This window comes from Paenibacillus pinistramenti (genome assembly GCF_005869875.1).
Taxonomy (GTDB): Bacteria; Bacillota; Bacilli; order Paenibacillales; family Paenibacillaceae; genus Fontibacillus; species Fontibacillus pinistramenti.
In genome coordinates, this window is sequence record NZ_VAWG01000002.1 from 68396 (window position 1) to 85685 (window position 17290).

Consider the following 17290-nt stretch of genomic DNA (forward strand, 5'->3'; position numbering starts at 1 on the left):
ACTTTGAGAGAAAATGAAAAATTACAAGATTATCATTTCTTTTTCGTTATCCTTTTCAATATTTTTAAATAAGGGTAATAAAGTAAATATATTAAGTGAATATGAAGATGGGATGTGATGACTTGTCGGACATGGCCGCAGATAACCACGCAGTAACGATTTCACCACATGATATTTATTTGTTCCGTGAAGGAACTTTATATCGCAGCTATCGTTCGCTCGGAGCTCATCTGACCGTTGAGGACGGGGTGAGCGGTGTTCGCTTTACCGTCTGGGCACCACATGCCCGCCATGTCGGGATTGCTTCAGATTGGAACGGTTGGAGGGGAGAGAACGACTCTTTATATAAGATACCCGAATCGGGCTTTTGGACTCGTTTTTTTCCAGGAATCGGCCAAGGAACTTTTTACAAATACGAAATTACAGGACCGGACGGAAGCGTCTATCTCAAAGCCGATCCGTACGCTTTTCACGCTGAGGTAAGACCGAATACGGCCTCAGTCGTTGCTTCGATCGAAGGGTATAAATGGGGCGACGGGGCGTGGCGGCGGAAGAACCGGATTCCTTACCGCAAGCCGCTCCATATTTACGAAATTCACTTCGGAACCTGGCGGCAGAAGGAAGGCGGAGACTTTTATACATACCGGGAAATGGCGGAAATTCTAATTCCTTATGTCAAGGAGATGGGGTATACCCATATCGAAATCATGCCGCTGACAGAGCACCCTTATGACTTGTCCTGGGGATACCAGGCGACCGGTTACTTTGCGCCGACAAGCCGGTATGGCAAGCCTGAGGATCTGATGTACTTTGTGGATCAGTGCCACCAGAACAATATCGGGGTGCTCCTGGACTGGGTCCCGGGCCATTTTGCCAGAGATGACCACGGACTCCGGCTGTTCGACGGAACGCCGCTGTTTGAATACAGTGACCCGCTCAAGGCGGATAAACCGGGATGGGGGACGCTCAGCTTCGACTTCGGCAAGGGGGAAGTAAAGTCTTTCCTGATCTCCAATGCGCTGTATTGGCTGGATAAGTACCATTTTGACGGCTTGAGGGTGGATGCTGTAACGAGTATGCTTAAGCTGGATTTTGAAAAAGGCTACGGTCAATACCGGCTGAACGAATTCGGCGGCACCGATAATCTGGAGGCCATCCAGTTCCTTAAAGAGCTGAATCAAACTGTTGCCGAGTATTACCCGCACGCCCTGATGATGGCTGAGGAGTCAAGTGCGTGGCCGATGGTAACGGGAAGGGTAGAGGAGGGCGGACTCGGCTTTAATTACAAGTGGAACATGGGCTGGATGAACGATACGCTGGCTTATGTAGAAACGCCGTTCTGGGATCGGCCTTCCAAGCATAATCTGCTGACATTCCCGATTGTGTACGCCTACTCGGAAAATTACACCTTGCCCTTGTCCCATGACGAGGTCGTTCACGGCAAGAAGTCGCTGCTGGACAAAATGCCTGGCAGCTATGAAGAGAAGTTTGCCGGCCTTCGCGTTCTGCTTGCTTACCAGCTGACTTCCCCGGGCAAGAAGCTTCTCTTTATGGGCGGAGAATTCGGTCAGTTTATCGAATGGAAAGATCAGGACCAGCTGGACTGGTTCCTGCTGGACTATGATTCGCACCGGCATATGCTGGAGTATACGAAGCTGCTGAATCATTTTTACCTGCAGGAGAATGCGCTTTGGGAGCACGACCACGGGATGGACGGCTACCAGTGGCTGACGCCTCATGACGCCGGGCAGAGCGTAATTGCTTTCATGCGGATCGGGAAGAAGAGCAGTGATACGCTGCTGATCGTCATTAACTTCCAGCCGGTGTACCGCGACCGCTACCGGATTGGTGTTCCTAAGGCAGGGCTGTATACGGAGGTATTCAGCAGTGAGAGCAGTGTATTTGGAGGAGCAGGCTCGCCGAATCAGCTGCCGCTTGAAGCGGAGAAGATGGAGTGGCACGATCAGACGCACAGTATAGAGCTGAAGCTGCCGCCTTTGAGTGTCTCGATATGGAAAAGATCGCCTTCAGCTCGTTTGGCAAGCAAACCGGAGACTGAACGCAAACCGCGCAGCAGACAAACCGGCAATTCAAGTAACACAAGCAAAACAAACATCACAAAAGAATCAAGTAATTTAAGCGACAGCAACTCGATTTAAGCGACAGCAACCCAAGAGAAACAGCACCACCCATTGAATAGGAGATCCAGTAAATCCGGCAGTTCTGCCGGAAAATCTTTCAAAGGAGAGACGGTCATGAACATTTTATTTGCTGCAGCCGAGGGGGCTCCCTTTATCAAAACCGGCGGCCTAGCCGACGTTATTGGCGCACTGCCAAAGGCTTTGCTGAAGGAAGGGCATGACATTCGGGTCGTGCTTCCCAAATACAAGGCGATCCACGGCAGCTTTAAGGAGGACATGAGCCCCCAGGGGACTACAAGTGTCTATGTGGGGTGGCGGGAGAAGTACTGCGGCATCGAAATGCTGGTATACGAAGGCGTCAAAGTCTACTTTATTGACAATGAAGATTATTTCGGGCGTGACGGTGTTTACGGCTATGGGGACGACGGTGAACGGTTTGCCTTTTTCAGCCGCGCAGTGCTTGAGATTCTGCCTTTGATCGGGTTCAAGCCGGATGTCATTCATGTTCATGACTGGCATACGGGTCCTGTTCCGCTGCTCCTTCGCCATCATTATGCCCATGAGCCGTTCTACAAGGACATGAAGACGGTGTTCACCATACATAACCTGCTTTATCAGGGGATTTTCCCGTATGAAGTGCTAGGTGACCTGCTGGGGCTGCCGGACAGCTATTTCACTCCGGATGGCGTTGAATATTACGGGAATGTCAACTATATGAAAGCCGGCCTGGTATACGCGGATCATGTAACGACGGTCAGTCCGACCTATGCGGGTGAGATTCAAACCTCTTTCTACGGCTATGGGCTTGACGGGCTGCTCCGCTCCATCAACGGGCGGTTATCCGGGATTGTGAACGGGATTGACACCAAGCTGTACAACCCGGCGACGGATCAGGCGCTGCCTGTAACGTACCGGAGCAACCTGGCCAAGAAGCGCGAGAACAAAACGAAGCTGCAGGAAGAGCTGGGCCTGCCGGCCGCTCCGGATGTCCCGCTGATCGGGATGGTGACCAGGCTGGTAGAACCAAAGGGGCTTGATCTTGTGCTTCGCATTCTGGATGAGCTGCTGTTTTTCGACGAGGTGCAGGTCGTTGTTCTGGGGACAGGGGATCCGGCTTATGAGAACTGGTTCCGCGAAGCTGCCTACCGTCAGCCGCAGAAATTATCCGTCAAAATCATGTTTGACGACAGCTTGAGCCGCAGAATCTATGCGGGTACTGACATGTTCCTGATGCCGTCCAAATTTGAGCCGTGCGGCATCAGCCAGCTGCTTGCGCTGCGGTATGGAAGCATCCCGATTGTCCGCGAGACCGGCGGCCTGAACGATACCGTGAAGGCGTATAACGAATTCACCGGCGAAGGCAACGGCTTCACGTTTACACATTATAATGCGCATGATCTGCTCTACACGATTCGCAGGGCAGTTCACTTCTATCATCTGCCTGAGCACTGGAAGAAGATTGTCAAGAATGCCTTTGCGGGCGATTACAGCTGGAGTGTGTCCGCTGGGGAATACCTGGAGATTTACAACCAGATTACGGGGAAAATAAGTGACAAGGGCCGTCTTCAATAGACGGCTCCTGATAAGTACAACAGCAAAGCGCCAGCCGAGAAGGGTCTTCCCGGGCTGGCGCTTTGCTTTATTTTTTAAAGGATGGCTGGTGGTTCATTGCTAAGCTTTGATTGTCCGGAACAGAATCCGGTAGCCGTAAGGATCGAGGCCGACGTTCATCATGCCGTTATGCGGCCGGACCTCTTCTCCGGATAACGCGTCGCGCCAGTCAGAAGTCTCCATAGGATGACTTAACACCTGGTAATCTGGAGTATTGTTCATCCAGACCGTGAAGTGCGTCTTCTGATCGGCCCGTTCATACACGATGCACGGATTATCCGGTTCCGCCTGCAGGAAGCGGAAGCGTCCCTTGCGCAGGGCCGCGTATTTTTTTCTAAGGGCAATCATCAGCTGATAGAAGTCGAACAGCTCGCGGTCCTGCAAATGGGTGTTCCACTCCATCGATTTGCGGCAGTCCGGATCGCCTTCTCCTGTAATTCCCACTTCATCGCCATAGAAGATACAAGGAGTTCCGATATAGGTGAACAGAAATACGACCGAGAGCTTCAGCTTTCTTTTGTCGAGTCCAAGCCGGGTCAGAAGGCGGGGGGTGTCATGGCTGCACAGCATATTGAAGATGACCTCGTTGGTCTGCTGCGGATACCGCATCAGCAGGGCACCCATGGAATTCGCGAAGCTGTAGCCGTCCATACCGCCGTTAAAGAACTCCAGTACCTTGTCGGCAAAAGGATAATTCATAACGGAATCAAACTGGTCGCCTTGAAGCCACATAAGCGAATCGCTCCAGACTTCCCCTACGATATAAGCTTCCGGATTCGCCGTCTTGACAACCTCGCGGAAATCCCGCCAGAAATGATGGTCGATCTCATCAGCCACATCCAGCCTCCAGCCGTCCAGCTCCACTTCCCGGATCCAGTATTCGGCGACTCCGAGCAGGTATTTTTTGACTTCCGGGTTGGAGGTGTTAAATTTGGGCATATTAGCGTAAAACCCGAAGGTATCGTAGGTAGGAATACCATCTTCGACTCTCAGCGGAAATTCGTTAACGTGGAACCAGTCTTTGTAGGGGGATTGTTTACCGTTCTTCAGCACGTCCTGAAAAGGCGGAAACTGCTCGCTGCAATGGTTAAAGACTGCATCAAGAATGACTCTGATTCCTCTTTGATGGCAGGCTTGCACGACCTCTTTGAGCAGCTGGTTATCCCCGAAATGCGGATCCACCTGCTTGTAGTCCACAATATCATACTTATGATACGAAGGAGATTGGAAGATCGGCGTAAAATAAATGGCGTTGATCCCCAGCTCACCCAGGTAATCCAGGTGGTCGAGCACTCCCTTTAGATCACCGCCGAAGAAATTGTCAATCTTCGAGCTGCTTCCCCAGGGGACGGTTCCTTCGGGGTCATTGGCCGGATCACCGTTGGCGAAGCGTTCAGGCATGATCTGGTAAAATACCGCCTCCTTGGCCCATTCCGGAACCTTGAATACATCAATGTCGTGAATATACGCAAATTCATAATTGCCTCCGGGAGGATAAGGCGGGGCGGGATGAATCCCTTTATCGTTCGCATAGACCGTTTCATCGCCCGATATCAGTTTAAATAAGTAAGATAAACGTTTGAACTTAGGACGGACTTCAATTTCCCAATAGTCAAACATATCATCATGAGCGGCTTTCTCAAGTGCCAGCTCTTCAAATGTCCCGTCCCAGTCGTATTTGTCTCCAGTCCAAATCAGCAACTGATCCACGTCGTCCCGTTTGGTCTGTACTCGCAAATGTATGGTTTCGGGATCATATGCATAGGCCCATTTATCCCGGGATACATGATAAAAAGCTTCTAACTGCATCTGATCACCTCCAATAGGATTAGCCGTTTATTAACCAAAACCGGAGGCAAATGAAACAAAAATCGGCCGGTCACTTCCATAGAATGTAAATCAAATTGAAAGTGTGCAAAAATTTTACGCAAAAGTCTTTGCATAACTATGCAGTTTGTCCTATAATTAGTCCTGCTATAGCGAGTGTTTATCTGTGAAAGACTATTTTATAATTAGGAGAGAGATCAGAATGAAGAAAAAATGGGGATTCCTCACGGTCTGCCTGCTGCTGACAACAGTTGTTCTCGCGGCATGCGGTCAAAATAACAACAACTCAGGAGCAGCTTCCAGTGCAGACACGGGCAGCGGAAATGCCAGCACAGCTCCAGCCAGTACGGACACTGGCGCCAGCGGCGGAACACTGATCGTAGGCATGAGCGCCGATTTTCCTCCCTACGAGTTCCACATTAAAGGCTCGGATGGCAATGACCAAATTGTCGGCTTTGACGTGGACATCGCTAACGAAATTGCCAAGGATATGAATAAAACGGTTGAAATCAAGGACATGCAGTTCTCTTCTCTGCTGAACGAGCTGAGCAGCGGCCGCGTAGATCTCGTAATTTCCGGTCTCAGTCCGACCAAAGAACGTGCTGAGCAGGTTGATCTGTCCAACGTCTATTACAAAGCCGAGCAGGCGGTAGTAGTGCAGTCAGACGACAAGGACAAATATGCGACTATGGAATCTCTGGAAGGCAAAGCAATCGGCGTGCAGACCGGTTCGATTCAAGAAGAGGTAGCCAAAGGCATCAAAGGGGCTAAATTGACCTCGCTTGGCAAAATTTCCGATATTGTCATGCAGCTCAAATCCGGGCGTGTAGATGCGGCGATTATTGAGGGGCCCGTTGCTGACTCTTATGTGAAAAATGTTCAAGGCCTGGCCATTACAGCAGCCAAACCGGTAACAGAAGATGATGGCTATGTGATCGGCGTTAAGAAAGGGAATACCGATCTTCTGAATCAGGTCAATGCTACGCTGGACCGCTTGCAGCAAGCGAATATGATCGACCAATTTGTTACCAAAGCGAATGAGCTTGCCGATCAGCAAAGTCAATAATGGAAATTGAGGGTAAGGTTATACCTGCAGAAAATAGCGTTTCGGCGCTGTTTTCTGTTTTTTTGCGGGAGAATAGTTAAGGTTAAATGGAGGGCAGATGATAACGAATGAAAATTTTTGATATGTTTTGGGAGTACCGCGATTATTTTTTTGTTGGGTTGAAAAATACACTGCTTCTAGCCGCAATCGCTGTAGTCGGAGGTTTTATCCTGGGCATCATTATTTCGCTGCTGCGGATGTCCAGATGGTCAATTCTGAGGTTCATCGGAACGGCGTGGGTAGAAATCTTCCGGGGAACGCCTATGCTGGTCCAGCTGCTCATTATTCATTACGGCTTTGCTACGGCATTTAATATTAAGTTTACGGTGTTTGAATCCGGCTCTCTTACTCTTATATTGAACAGCTCGGCTTATTTGGCGGAAATTTTCCGTGCCGGTATTCAAGGGGTCGACCGGGGGCAGACGGAAGCGGCTCGTTCCTTGGGAATGACCGGTCCGATGACCATGCGTCATATTGTCCTTCCGCAGGCTTTGAAGAGTGTTCTTCCGGCTATTGGTAACGAATTCGTAACCGTTATTAAAGAATCCTCGATCGTATACGTGATCGGTGCCGGTGAAATTATGTACCAGACGAATACGATAATTACGATGACTTACGACGGTATGACACCTAACTTAATTGCAGCTATTATGTATTTTGTTCTGACGTTTACGTTGTCTAAAATATTGAATGCATTTGAAAGGAAGCTGAGCAACCGTGATAAACGTTAAGAATTTGAATAAAAGCTTCGGCCAGCTTCATATCCTGAAAGGCATTGATCTGGATATCTCGCAGGGGGAAGTGGTTGTGCTGATCGGGCCGAGCGGATCGGGCAAGAGTACCTTCTTGCGCTGTTTGAATCTGCTGGAAGTGCCGACCTCCGGGGAAATCCGGTTTGAGAACCAGCTGATTACCGATAAGAACTATGACATCAATAAAGCGCGGGAAAAGATGGGCATGGTCTTCCAGCATTTTAACCTGTTCCCTCATAAATCGGTACTGGAGAATATTACGCTTGCGCCGATCAAGGTGAAGAAGAAGAGTCAGGCAGACGCGGAGCGCCACGCGCTGGAGCTGCTTAAAACGGTGGGCCTGGAGGATAAACGGGATGCGTATCCTTCCCAGCTGTCAGGCGGGCAGAAGCAGCGGATCGCCATTGCACGCGCCCTTGCCATGGAGCCTCACGTCATGCTGTTTGACGAGCCTACATCGGCGCTTGATCCGGAAATGGTCGGCGAGGTGCTGGACGTCATGAAGAGCCTTGCCAAAGAGGGCATGACGATGGTCATTGTGACGCACGAGATGGGCTTTGCGCGCGAAGTCGGCGACCGCATTCTCTTTATGGATGGAGGCATCATCCTGGAGCAGGGGACACCGGATGAATTGTTCGGTAATCCGAAGCAGGAGCGCACCCGCGATTTCTTGAGCAAAGTGTTATAACAGCCTGAAGAATCCATTGGTTAAGACTTTGTAAACTTCTCACTTGCATGGAAGAGTTGAAAAATTCACAAAAAAGACCCTTTAGAGGGTCTTTTTTCATGCTTTTTATCCTGAATTCCGTAAAATTGGTTAACATAATAAAAGTTATTTCTATAATTTTGATGGATGATAACAAAATGGTAACAATTACATCTCCATAGGTTACAAAGTTGTGATATATTAGTAACTGACTTACTCAACCAAAGCAGAGGGGGCTGCAGCCTGGCCCGCTGACTAAGGAGGATACATAAGCCATGAAGAAGAACATGAAGAAGAAATCAATGTTAACCGGTAAACGTAAATCTTTGTTTGTAAGAACCGCAGCATTTATTCTGGGGGCATCTCTTTCCCTGCAGGTACCTGCTTTCGCCGCTAGCTATACCGCTAAAGACGGTGACACCTTCTATTCGCTGTCTCAGCGCTACGGAATTACTGTAAACGCTCTTATGCAAGCAAATCCAAATGTTAAGGCAGCCAATATCTATGAAGGACTAAAGCTGAACATCCCGGACTCAGTCAAGACAGCATCCACCGGACAAGCTGTAACCCTGTTAAACGCAAATACGTCTGCCTCCGCCAGCAGCAAGGAGATTACGGCTGATGCCAGCTCGCTTAAAGAATTGGCAGAAAGCAAAATTGTACAAGCGTGGGGCAAATCCTTTAACTATAACAAGAAGATTGATGTCGTTGCTTCTGCTTACTCATCAGCAGCTGACGAGAACGGTCAGTGGGGCGCTGTGGACTATTTCGGCAACCCTCTGAAGCTCGGAACAATTGCCGTTGATCCCAGCGTAATTCCAATGGGCACCAAGGTGCTGGTAACCGGGCACAGCTTTAACGGACTGCCTAAGAACGCTTTTGTTGCAACAGCTTCCGATCAGGGCGGTGCCATTAAAGGCAACCGGATTGATATTTTTGTCCCTGGCTCCAAATCGGAAGTCAATCAGTTCGGCCTGCAGGACGTTACTCTTTATATTTTGCAATAGCGGGAAATGAGGCCAGGCCGGCGAAATTCGGCTTGGCTTTTTTAGTACGGTTTTAGTAAGGTCAGTCATTTATTTTGGCCTTTTATTCTCAGGGGTATGCAGCATGGTCGGCAGGGTAACAAAGCGGTAACCGCGTGCCTTAAGTTCATCGATGATGAAGGGAAGGGCTTCAATAGTTCCAGTCAAATCCGAAGTAACGCCGCCGCCCGCATGCTGCAGCACGATTGAGCCGGGGACGACATGAGAAAGCACGTTTCGTTCTACATTTATACGGCCTATTCCGGTCCAGTCCAGCGAATCCACATTCCAGTTCACAATTTTGTAGCCGTTCCGGCGCGCCCATCTTACCTGCTGTTCGTTGATCTCCCCGTAGGGTGGACGGATGAGCAGAGGCTTTTGGCCTGTTATGTGATAGATCACCTGTTCGGTCATCAGAATTTCGCGTTTGAAATCCTTCATATTTTGTTTCTTCAGCAGAGGATGGTCGTAGGAATGATTGCCGATCGCATGGCCCTGCTGCTGAATGGCTCTAAGAAGAGCCGGATGCTGCCGGGCGCGGTTCCCGACCACAAAGAAGGTGGCCTTCACCTTTTTCTGTCTTAATACGGCTAGAACCTCAGGAGTAAACCGGGGATCGGGCACATCATCAAAGGTCAGGGCAATTTCTTTCGTTCGGGCATGAGGGCCTTTGAATTTAAAGGTGTCCGCGTATTTGCGCCGCAGCTCCGCCAGTGTCAGCGTGTGTGCTTGACTTTGCTGGAACGAAGGGGTGTCTTCCGGCCGGGAGGGTTCACGGCTTGGCTCTTTGCCGTAAGCAGGGCAGGCAAACATGAACAGAAGCACCATGAACAAGACGGCGGCAGTACGGCTTCGGCCCGGCATAGCTGATCTCTCCTTCGGTGTAGGTTACTGTTGTTGTTTCCTGTTTGAACCGAAATTATCCGGCTGCTTCCTGGTGTGATATGTTTCACAGACTATGCCCCGTAAAACAGGCATCGTAAGTACAAGTACAAAGCTTAAATCGTAGGAGGAGCTTATGGCAGACGCGGTAATTTTGGACAATGTCCAGTTAAGTTCCGGTATCTTTCGGATGACGGTCAGAAGTGAAAGCGGCGGTCTCCCCGGGCAGTTCTATATGCTCAGGGCGTGGAGCACGTCGCCGCTGTTATCCCGTCCGATCAGTATCTTTGACATAGAAGGCGATCAGCTTCATTTTCTGTACCAAACGGCAGGAGAAGGAACAAGGCTGCTGTCGCAGCTGCGGGCTGGAGACCGGATTGGCCTTGAAGGGCCGTTTGGCAACGGCTTCCCTGCCGCCTCCGGCAAAATCGCGCTGGCAGGAGGAGGGATCGGTATTGCTCCGTTATACTATGCGCTTAAACACCTGCCCCAGGCAGAGGTTTACCTGGGATTCAGCCGGGAGCCTTACCTTGTTGCTGAGTTCGAGCGGCTAAGCTCACGTGTGACCGTTGATATCGGAGGCTACATTACGGATCAAATCGACTTAACGGCGTATGACCAGGTTTGGGTGTGCGGACCGGAGCCCATGATGAAGGCGATGCAGCGGAAGAATGAAGCTGCCGGAGCAGCAGGCAAGGTATTTGTCTCGCTTGAGAACCGGATGGCCTGCGGAATAGGTGCGTGTTTAGTCTGCAGCACCAAAACCAGCGGCGGGCGCAGGAAGGCCTGCGCGGACGGTCCTGTTTTTCCGGTGGAGGAGGTGGTCTTTGGTGGTTGATACAACCTGCAGAATCGGCAGCGTTCTGTTTAAGAATCCGGTTGTCATGGCTTCAGGAACCTTTGGCTTTGGACGTGAATATGCGAAATTTTATGATCTGAACAAGCTCGGCGGAATATCAGGCAAAGGCCTCACCCTAAAGGCGAAAGAGGGGAACGAAGGCCTGCGGGTCTGGGAAACGGCGGCCGGCATGCTGAACAGTGTGGGGCTTGAGAACCCGGGAATCATGGGCTTCCTGGAAGAGGAGACTCCCTTCTGGCAGCAGCTAGACACCGTGCGTATTGTGAATCTGGGCGGCGGCTGTTTATCGGACTATGAGGAAGGTGCGGAAATATTGGAAAATTTCTCGGTCCGCAGCCTTGCAGATGAGCGGCCTGCCTACGACATGATTGAGCTGAACATTTCGTGCCCGAATGTCAAAGAGGGCGGAATGGCTTACGGAATCCGGACGGAAACGGCCCGTGAAGTGGTCAGGCTGGTGCGCGAAGCGACGTCTCTTCCGCTTGTAGTCAAGCTTTCGCCCAATGCAGAGGATCTGACGGGCATGGCTGCCATGTGCGAGGAAGAGGGAGCGGACGGCATTTCGCTTGTGAATACGTTCTCCGCTATGAAGATTGACATCCATAAACGGAGGAGTGTTTTTCAGAATCTCTATGCCGGTTTATCCGGCCCCGCAATCAAGCCGATCGCGCTCCGTATGGTTCATCAGGTGTGCAAGACTGTTTCCATACCCGTTATGGGCATGGGAGGCATCAGCTCGGCCGAGGATGCGATTGAATTTATAATGGCTGGAGCGGAGACGGTACAGGTGGGAACCCATAATTTTGTCAGTCTGCGGGCAGGAGAAGAGCTTGTAGAAGGCATCAGCGCGTTTATGCGTCAGGAAGGAATCAAGTCGCTGCAGGAGATAAGGGGGATTATATAGATGAGGAATTTGGATGATATCGAATTGCATGCAAGCCGGCTGGGACAAGATCATCTCCTCGTGATTACCGGAGGAGCCGCACATATCGGAGCTGCTTCAGTATCCTCCCAATCTGAGGACGGGGTGCTCACCCAGACGTCTGCCGTACCCGGACACAAGGAGCATGTGCTTACAGACAGTCTTGCGCACAAAGCCGCCGCGCAGCTCGGCAGCACGGTTGTGATCATCATGGGAATCCATTATGACAATCTTGATCAAGAGGAAATCCGGGAAGTAGGCAGAATCTCCGAACACCTGGTGGAGGAATACATCAGGAAGCAGAAAGGCGAGTAGAGATCTCCGCCGTCCTTAGATGCCGTTTTAGCTAAGACCAAAGCGATTGTTAAAGCTAATGCCAAGGCTATTGTCAATGCGGTTGCCAAGCAAAGCTATGGCGTAAACTATTGCCTAAGCAGTCGCCTTACTTGAAAAAACCGCCGCCAGCGGTTTTTTTGCTTTTTTGTGCGGCATACCGCTCTCCTTGCAATCACAGGAAATTCCAAATAGGATAGAAATAAAGCTTATAGTCCAAGTCTGGTTTGAATCAAGCTAAATCAGGGTAACAAAGCCAGTACTTCAATGAACCAGGAGGAATGGAATTGCCTATGGACAAGGAAAATTTACATAACCCTAAGTTTAAGCGCAGCGTAATGCAGCCGGAGCAGGCGCAGCAGCTGATTCTAGCCTCTATCAAGCCTATGGACCAAGAAGAGGTTCCTCTTACGGAAGTCCGGGGCCGCATTTTAGCCGAGAATGTGCTCTCCCCCCATCCATTTCCGCATTTCCGGCGCTCGGGGATGGATGGTTTTGCTGTCCGCAGTGAGGAGACAAAGGGCGCTTCGTCCAGCCATCCGGCCCGATTTGAGGTGATTGATGTTATTCCGGCAGGTTCGCTGCCGCAGGCTGAACTTGGCCCTGGGACAGCCGCCCGGATTATGACAGGCGCCAAGGTGCCGGATGAGGCGGATGCTGTGGTCATGTTCGAAATGACAGACACTCACCAGCAGGACGGAAGAACCTTTATAACGGTAAAAAGAGAGATCGCAGCGGGCACCAATATGACGCCGATCGGACGTGAGCTTCAGGCACAGGAGACGCTGCTAAAGGCAGGACGGCTGATTTCCGCTGGCGAAACAACCGTTTTGGCAACCTTTGGTTTTCACAAGGTAAAAGTATACCGGCGGCCGAGAATCGCCATATGCTCTACCGGCTCTGAGCTGCTGAGGGTTGAGGAGCCGCTGCAGGACGGCCGGATCCGGAACAGCAATACCTATACGCTGGCATGCCAGGTTCAGGACGCAGGCGGCGAGCCGTATATTCTCGAACCGATTGCGGACGACCTTGAGCTGGCCAAGCAGCGGGTCACACAGGCGCTCGCAGAGTACGATATGGTCATCACTACCGGCGGCGTTTCGGTAGGGGATTTTGATATTATGGCGGACCTCATGCAGGAAGGCAGTCTCAACATGCTGTTTAATAAAGTCGCTATGCGGCCTGGCAGTGTAACTACAGCTGCTGTCAGCGGAGATAAGCTTTTGTTTGCACTATCCGGTAATCCCGGGGCCTGTTTCGTTGGGTTCGAGCTGTTTGTCAGACCGGCAATCCGCAGCATGCAGGGGGCATCTGAGCCTTTCCTGCCTGAATTTGAAGCACTGCTGGCTGATGATTATCCCAAAATTAACAACTTTACGCGGTTTGTCCGCGGCAGTATGGAGATCAGAGACGGGCGGGTTTATGTCCGGCCCGCTAAACTCGACGAGTCCGGAGTGATGATCACGATTAAAGACAGCGACATATTAATCGTGATTCCTCCCACAACGGCCGGAGTTAAAGCCGGTGAGAAAGTCAAGGCAATCCGGCTGCAGAAATGGTTATAGACGGGAAGGGAGTCGGGTGCCGGGATGGCGGAGATTATACAGATCATAGGCTATAAGAACAGCGGCAAAACCACGCTTGCTGAGTATCTGGTGAAGTTTTTCTCACAGAAGGGGCTTAAGGTAGCGGTCATTAAGCATGACGCCCATGAATTCGAAATGGACCATGCCGGCACGGATACTTGGCGGATGACGCAGGCCGGAGCAGCAGCTGTAGCGATTTCTTCTCCCGCCAGAACGGCTCTAATAGAGGAACAGTCAAGCAGTCTGGAGGAGCTCATTACGAGATTGGGAGCCGCTGATTTGATTGTTGTAGAGGGCTTCAAACAGGAGCATTACCCGAAGATTGTGATGCTTCGTTCCCCAGAGGACCTGACTCTCCTTGAGGACTGCAGCCGTGTGATCGCCGCCGTTTGTGCGGAAGCAGTACATTTTGCAAAGGGAACTGCACCAGAAGCGGAGGAGCAGACAGACGCGGTATCCGCAGAGCTCCCTTCCTTTAAGCGCGGGGAGCATCAGCGGATCGCGGAGTGGCTGCAAGAGTATCTCAGAGTGTAAGCATTTAAGAATCATGCCGGCGTTCAATCGCCTCGGACATCGTCTTGTCTGTCAGGTGAGCGTAAATCTCGGTCGTTTCGGTCGAGGCGTGGCCAAGCTGCTCTTTGGTTTTGTAAATGTCGTTCTGCAGGTAATAATCCGTCGCGAAAGAATGCCGCAGTTTATGAACGGTCAGGAAGGGTTTGCCGAACCGCTTGGCGTATTTGATAATCATGGCCTGGATGGCCCGTTTGGTCATCCGCTTCCCTTCCGATGCCCCGTTGGGCAGGGCGATAAAGAGGGCTTTTTCCCTTTTTGGCGTACGGTAACGGTTTTGTCTCAAATTCATGTATTCCATGAGGTCATCCCGGGCCTGCTCCCGGAAATAGACAGGGGTTTTGAAGGTCTCTTCATTGTTGCCTTTCCGGTACACGTGGAGCATCTTGTTCGCCAAATCGAGATCGTCGACATTCAGATTGACCACCTCGGAGACGCGAAGGCCGGAATTCAGGATCAGGCTGGCGATACAGGCATCCCTTTCACGGTTCATTTCATAAGCATGCAGGGCCTGTTTGTTGTTCTCGATATCTTGGCGGTAATGCTCATGGATATAGGCAACAAATTCATTCAGCTCGTCATCCTCCAGAATTTTGCCCTTCAGCTTGGCCGCGGTATCTTTAGGTTTATGGATCCGTTTCACTTCCACCTTGGCCATGATATTCCGCTTCAGAAGGGGATAAAATTGCTCGTCTTCAGCGATCTGGCTGAGGTAGTGGAATAAGGATCGAAGCGAGGAGAGCTTGCGCGAAATGGTCACCCGGCTGTTCGTTCCTTGGGTGCGCGTGCTGAGATAAATCCGATAGCCGACAATGCTCTCCATATGAAGTACTTCGAGCTCCTGCAGCGTCACATCTTTGTTGTCTTGGCCGGCGCTTAAGCCCTCGGCTCTAAGCCAGCTGAAGAACTGTTCATAGTCTCTGACGTATTCGAGCAGCGTGGAAGGCGATAAATCCGGAAGCTTGTAGTCAATAAACTGCTGCACGTACCAGGGCATATGCAGTACCTTTTCGTCCAACTTGGAGCGGTCGATGGTTTTTTGGATATTCATCTGATTGATCACCTTTTTTCGTTCATCGGTCATCCTATTCTATCATAATTTATGGATCTGCTTAAGGAGAGGCGGGAGAGTATGAATGTCATTCTGGAGCCTGTTACAGCCAGCCAATCCGGAGTTTTGCATCATCTGATGCAGTTCTACTTCTACGATTTCACGGCTTATTTGGATATTCAGGTTGAGGAAACGGGGAAGTTTCAGCCTTATCCCGGTTTGGACAAGTATTATAGGAATGAAGATGCGGAATATCAGGCGTTTCTGATCCGCTGCGGCGAGCATTTGGCCGGATTCGCATTGATTGATCATCCTCAGGAGAACCCGGACGAGAGCATTATATGGCTGAGTTCTTTGTATTAAAAAGATTCCGCCGCACCGGCGTGGGCCGCACGGCTGCGTACGCTCTCTTTGACCGGTTCCCGGGGCGCTGGTACATCTCGCAGCTGAAGACCAACACCCCCGCCCAGGCTTTCTGGAGGGCAGTTGTGGACGAGTACACGGCGGGCCGCTATCAAGAGCGGATCCGGGCAGGCAGCGGCAATACACTGCAGCTGTTTGATACACGCGCCGGCTGCTGAGCATTAGAGCATCCGTATTATAAGTATGGTCATAATCATTATCATGATTCTAATGCTCAAGACTTGTTCGAACCCCCTCGGAAAGGATATAATGGACGAGGTATATTGGTTATGAAGAAGCAGGATTTATATAATCACAAGATAAGAAAGTGGGATTAGTATGGGTCGCAAGTGGAACAATATTAAAGAGAAGAAAGCTTCGAAAGACGCAAATACAAGCCGTGTTTATGCCAAATTCGGCGTTGAAATCTATGTAGCGGCCAAGAAAGGCGAGCCTGATCCGGAGTCGAACCGTGCGCTGAAGGTTGTTCTGGAACGTGCCAAAACGTACAACGTCCCTAAAGCCATCATTGACCGTGCGCTTGATAAAGCGAAGGGCAGCGGGGATGAGACCTATGTCGAGCTCCGTTATGAAGGATTTGGCCCAAGCGGCTCTATGATCATTGTAGATGCGCTGACAAATAACGTTAACCGTACCGCACCGGAGGTTCGCTCCGCGTTTAACAAGAACGGCGGGAACATGGGGGTCAGCGGATCGGTTTCTTATATGTTTGATCCAACGGCCGTTATCGGTCTGGAAGGCAAAACAGCTGATGAAGTGATGGAGATCTTGATCGAAGCGGATGTCGACGTGCGTGATGTGCTTGAAGAAGACGAGGCTGTTATCGTCTATGCCGATCCGGATCAGTTCCATGCTGTGCAGGAGGCGCTCAAGAAAGCCGGAGTCAGCGAGTTTACCGTTGCGGAGCTTTCCATGCTGGCTCAGAACTATGTCACTTTGGAAGGAGATGCGCTGACTCAATTTGAGAAGCTCATCGATGCCCTTGAAGACCTGGAAGACGTACAGCAGGTTTATCATAATGTTGAATTTGCCGAATAAGCAACAATAGTCATTTAGAAAGGCTAAAGACACGGATTGCCGTGATCTTTAGCCTTTTTTGTGCTGCCTTGTTTGGAACAGCAGCCGGTTCTGTTCTCGACATTTTTACAGCTTGTCTATATTGTCCACCGGGTGCGTACAGGATCGTACGTTTATTTATTCTTCTTCGACATTAGTTTATGTTTAAGAACAATAACTGAATAAAAATATCCTAAAAAAACAACATATGAAAAATTCATAATAGAAAACACAAAGCCGTCTAGTTCCTCCCTGCAAATCTTCTACTTTAGCTATACAACTAAGAAAAAAGGTAACCAACATAATAATAATTATGTTAACTAATATTCAAATCCCCCCATTCCTTGATTGGCATCCTAAGTCCAAAACTATAAAACTTTAAAGCTTTATAGCATAAAACGATCAGGAAAGTATTTTCTCCTAGAAGGCAAACTGATATAA

The 17290-nt window shown here is 50.3% G+C and carries 17 protein-coding genes; 14 read left to right on the forward strand and 3 right to left on the reverse strand.

Translation table 11 applies throughout. From position 1 onward, the window contains the following. Positions 1–107: 107 nt before the first annotated feature. Together glgB and glgA are read left to right on the forward strand one after the other, a co-directional pair. Positions 108–2159, forward strand: a complete 2052-nt coding sequence (gene glgB, locus FCN15_RS03145; protein WP_420819542.1) for a 1,4-alpha-glucan branching protein GlgB — start codon at positions 108–110, stop codon at positions 2157–2159. 96 nt (positions 2160–2255) lie between these two features. Then, the gene (gene glgA / locus FCN15_RS03150) at positions 2256–3713 is read left to right on the forward strand and encodes a glycogen synthase GlgA (protein ID WP_138493507.1); all 1458 of its coding nucleotides are present in this window, start codon (positions 2256–2258) and stop codon (positions 3711–3713) included. Positions 3714–3812: 99 nt separating this feature from the next. Here glgA and FCN15_RS03155 read toward each other — a convergent pair whose 3' ends face one another. Then, positions 3813–5561: an alpha-glycosidase gene (locus tag FCN15_RS03155; RefSeq protein ID WP_138493508.1), complete on the reverse strand. Its 1749-nt coding sequence runs from the start codon at positions 5559–5561 to the stop codon at positions 3813–3815. A 220-nt stretch (positions 5562–5781) separates the two neighbouring features. Here FCN15_RS03155 and FCN15_RS03160 point away from each other — a divergent pair, with 220 nt between their 5' ends. The 4 genes from FCN15_RS03160 to FCN15_RS03175 all read left to right on the forward strand — a co-directional run bounded on the left by FCN15_RS03160 (position 5782) and on the right by FCN15_RS03175 (position 9149). Further along, positions 5782–6645, forward strand: coding sequence for a transporter substrate-binding domain-containing protein (locus tag FCN15_RS03160; RefSeq protein ID WP_138493509.1), 864 nt, complete (start codon positions 5782–5784; stop codon positions 6643–6645). A gap of 107 nt (positions 6646–6752) precedes the next feature. Beyond that, complete coding sequence (locus tag FCN15_RS03165; RefSeq protein WP_138493510.1) at positions 6753–7415, forward strand: amino acid ABC transporter permease; 663 nt, start codon at positions 6753–6755, stop codon at positions 7413–7415. Then, positions 7402–8124 carry an amino acid ABC transporter ATP-binding protein gene (locus tag FCN15_RS03170; protein WP_138493511.1) on the forward strand — a complete coding sequence of 241 codons (723 nt, stop codon included), beginning with the start codon at positions 7402–7404 and terminating at the stop codon, positions 8122–8124. The genes FCN15_RS03165 and FCN15_RS03170 overlap by 14 nt, the downstream gene beginning before the upstream one ends. A 320-nt stretch (positions 8125–8444) precedes the next feature. After that, positions 8445–9149, forward strand: coding sequence for a 3D domain-containing protein (locus tag FCN15_RS03175; protein WP_420819543.1), 705 nt, complete (start codon positions 8445–8447; stop codon positions 9147–9149). A 69-nt stretch (positions 9150–9218) separates the two neighbouring features. On the opposite strand, the gene FCN15_RS03180 is transcribed toward FCN15_RS03175, so the two are convergent. After that, on the reverse strand, positions 9219–10031 hold the full coding sequence (locus FCN15_RS03180) for a polysaccharide deacetylase family protein (RefSeq protein WP_138493513.1): 813 nt from the start codon (positions 10029–10031) through the stop codon (positions 9219–9221). A 154-nt stretch (positions 10032–10185) separates the two neighbouring features. Between FCN15_RS03180 and FCN15_RS03185 the strand changes: the two genes are divergently transcribed. The 5 genes from FCN15_RS03185 to mobB all read left to right on the forward strand — a co-directional run bounded on the left by FCN15_RS03185 (position 10186) and on the right by mobB (position 14283). Further along, positions 10186–10887: a dihydroorotate dehydrogenase electron transfer subunit gene (locus FCN15_RS03185; protein ID WP_138493514.1), complete on the forward strand. Its 702-nt coding sequence runs from the start codon at positions 10186–10188 to the stop codon at positions 10885–10887. Continuing rightward, entirely contained in the window at positions 10880–11812 is a 933-nt protein-coding gene (locus tag FCN15_RS03190) for a dihydroorotate dehydrogenase (protein WP_138493515.1), read from the forward strand. The genes FCN15_RS03185 and FCN15_RS03190 overlap by 8 nt, the downstream gene beginning before the upstream one ends. After that, positions 11813–12145 carry a prenylated flavin chaperone LpdD gene (lpdD, locus tag FCN15_RS03195; RefSeq protein ID WP_138493516.1) on the forward strand — a complete coding sequence of 111 codons (333 nt, stop codon included), beginning with the start codon at positions 11813–11815 and terminating at the stop codon, positions 12143–12145. 311 nt (positions 12146–12456) lie between these two features. Next, positions 12457–13728 carry a molybdopterin molybdotransferase MoeA gene (locus tag FCN15_RS03200; RefSeq protein ID WP_138494000.1) on the forward strand — a complete coding sequence of 424 codons (1272 nt, stop codon included), beginning with the start codon at positions 12457–12459 and terminating at the stop codon, positions 13726–13728. A gap of 24 nt (positions 13729–13752) precedes the next feature. Then, positions 13753–14283 carry a molybdopterin-guanine dinucleotide biosynthesis protein B gene (gene mobB, locus FCN15_RS03205; RefSeq protein ID WP_138493517.1) on the forward strand — a complete coding sequence of 177 codons (531 nt, stop codon included), beginning with the start codon at positions 13753–13755 and terminating at the stop codon, positions 14281–14283. Positions 14284–14287: 4 nt separating this feature from the next. Here the strand turns inward: mobB and xerS are convergent, their stop codons facing one another. After that, positions 14288–15370, reverse strand: a complete 1083-nt coding sequence (gene xerS, locus FCN15_RS03210; RefSeq protein ID WP_138493518.1) for a tyrosine recombinase XerS — start codon at positions 15368–15370, stop codon at positions 14288–14290. An 81-nt stretch (positions 15371–15451) separates the two neighbouring features. Between xerS and FCN15_RS19395 the strand changes: the two genes are divergently transcribed. From FCN15_RS19395 to FCN15_RS03220, 3 genes are all read left to right on the forward strand, one after another. Next, a complete protein-coding gene (locus FCN15_RS19395; protein ID WP_238996487.1) occupies positions 15452–15733 on the forward strand; it encodes a hypothetical protein in 282 nt (93 codons plus the stop codon). After that, positions 15712–15951, forward strand: a complete 240-nt coding sequence (locus tag FCN15_RS19400; RefSeq protein WP_238996488.1) for a hypothetical protein — start codon at positions 15712–15714, stop codon at positions 15949–15951. Before FCN15_RS19395 ends, FCN15_RS19400 begins: the two co-directional genes overlap by 22 nt. Before the next feature lie 160 nt (positions 15952–16111). Further along, positions 16112–16831, forward strand: a complete 720-nt coding sequence (locus tag FCN15_RS03220) for a YebC/PmpR family DNA-binding transcriptional regulator (RefSeq protein WP_138493519.1) — start codon at positions 16112–16114, stop codon at positions 16829–16831. Positions 16832–17290 lie beyond the last annotated feature (459 nt).

Bases quoted from the DNA above. Each gene is read 5' to 3' on its own strand.
- lpdD (WP_138493516.1), top strand. From the start codon at position 11,813: ATGAGGAATTTGGATGATATCGAATTGCATGCAAGCCGGCTGGGACAA.
- FCN15_RS19400 (WP_238996488.1), top strand. From the start codon at position 15,712: ATGGCTGAGTTCTTTGTATTAAAAAGATTCCGCCGCACCGGCGTGGGC.
- mobB (WP_138493517.1), top strand. From the start codon at position 13,753: ATGGCGGAGATTATACAGATCATAGGCTATAAGAACAGCGGCAAAACC.
- FCN15_RS03200 (WP_138494000.1), top strand. From the start codon at position 12,457: ATGGACAAGGAAAATTTACATAACCCTAAGTTTAAGCGCAGCGTAATG.
- glgB (WP_420819542.1), top strand. From the start codon at position 108: ATGGGATGTGATGACTTGTCGGACATGGCCGCAGATAACCACGCAGTA.
- glgA (WP_138493507.1), top strand. From the start codon at position 2,256: ATGAACATTTTATTTGCTGCAGCCGAGGGGGCTCCCTTTATCAAAACC.
- FCN15_RS03175 (WP_420819543.1), top strand. From the start codon at position 8,445: ATGTTAACCGGTAAACGTAAATCTTTGTTTGTAAGAACCGCAGCATTT.
- xerS (WP_138493518.1), bottom strand. From the start codon at position 15,370: ATGAATATCCAAAAAACCATCGACCGCTCCAAGTTGGACGAAAAGGTA.
- FCN15_RS03180 (WP_138493513.1), bottom strand. From the start codon at position 10,031: ATGCCGGGCCGAAGCCGTACTGCCGCCGTCTTGTTCATGGTGCTTCTG.
- FCN15_RS19395 (WP_238996487.1), top strand. From the start codon at position 15,452: ATGAATGTCATTCTGGAGCCTGTTACAGCCAGCCAATCCGGAGTTTTG.
- FCN15_RS03160 (WP_138493509.1), top strand. From the start codon at position 5,782: ATGAAGAAAAAATGGGGATTCCTCACGGTCTGCCTGCTGCTGACAACA.
- FCN15_RS03155 (WP_138493508.1), bottom strand. From the start codon at position 5,561: ATGCAGTTAGAAGCTTTTTATCATGTATCCCGGGATAAATGGGCCTAT.
- FCN15_RS03165 (WP_138493510.1), top strand. From the start codon at position 6,753: ATGAAAATTTTTGATATGTTTTGGGAGTACCGCGATTATTTTTTTGTT.
- FCN15_RS03220 (WP_138493519.1), top strand. From the start codon at position 16,112: ATGGGTCGCAAGTGGAACAATATTAAAGAGAAGAAAGCTTCGAAAGAC.
- FCN15_RS03185 (WP_138493514.1), top strand. From the start codon at position 10,186: ATGGCAGACGCGGTAATTTTGGACAATGTCCAGTTAAGTTCCGGTATC.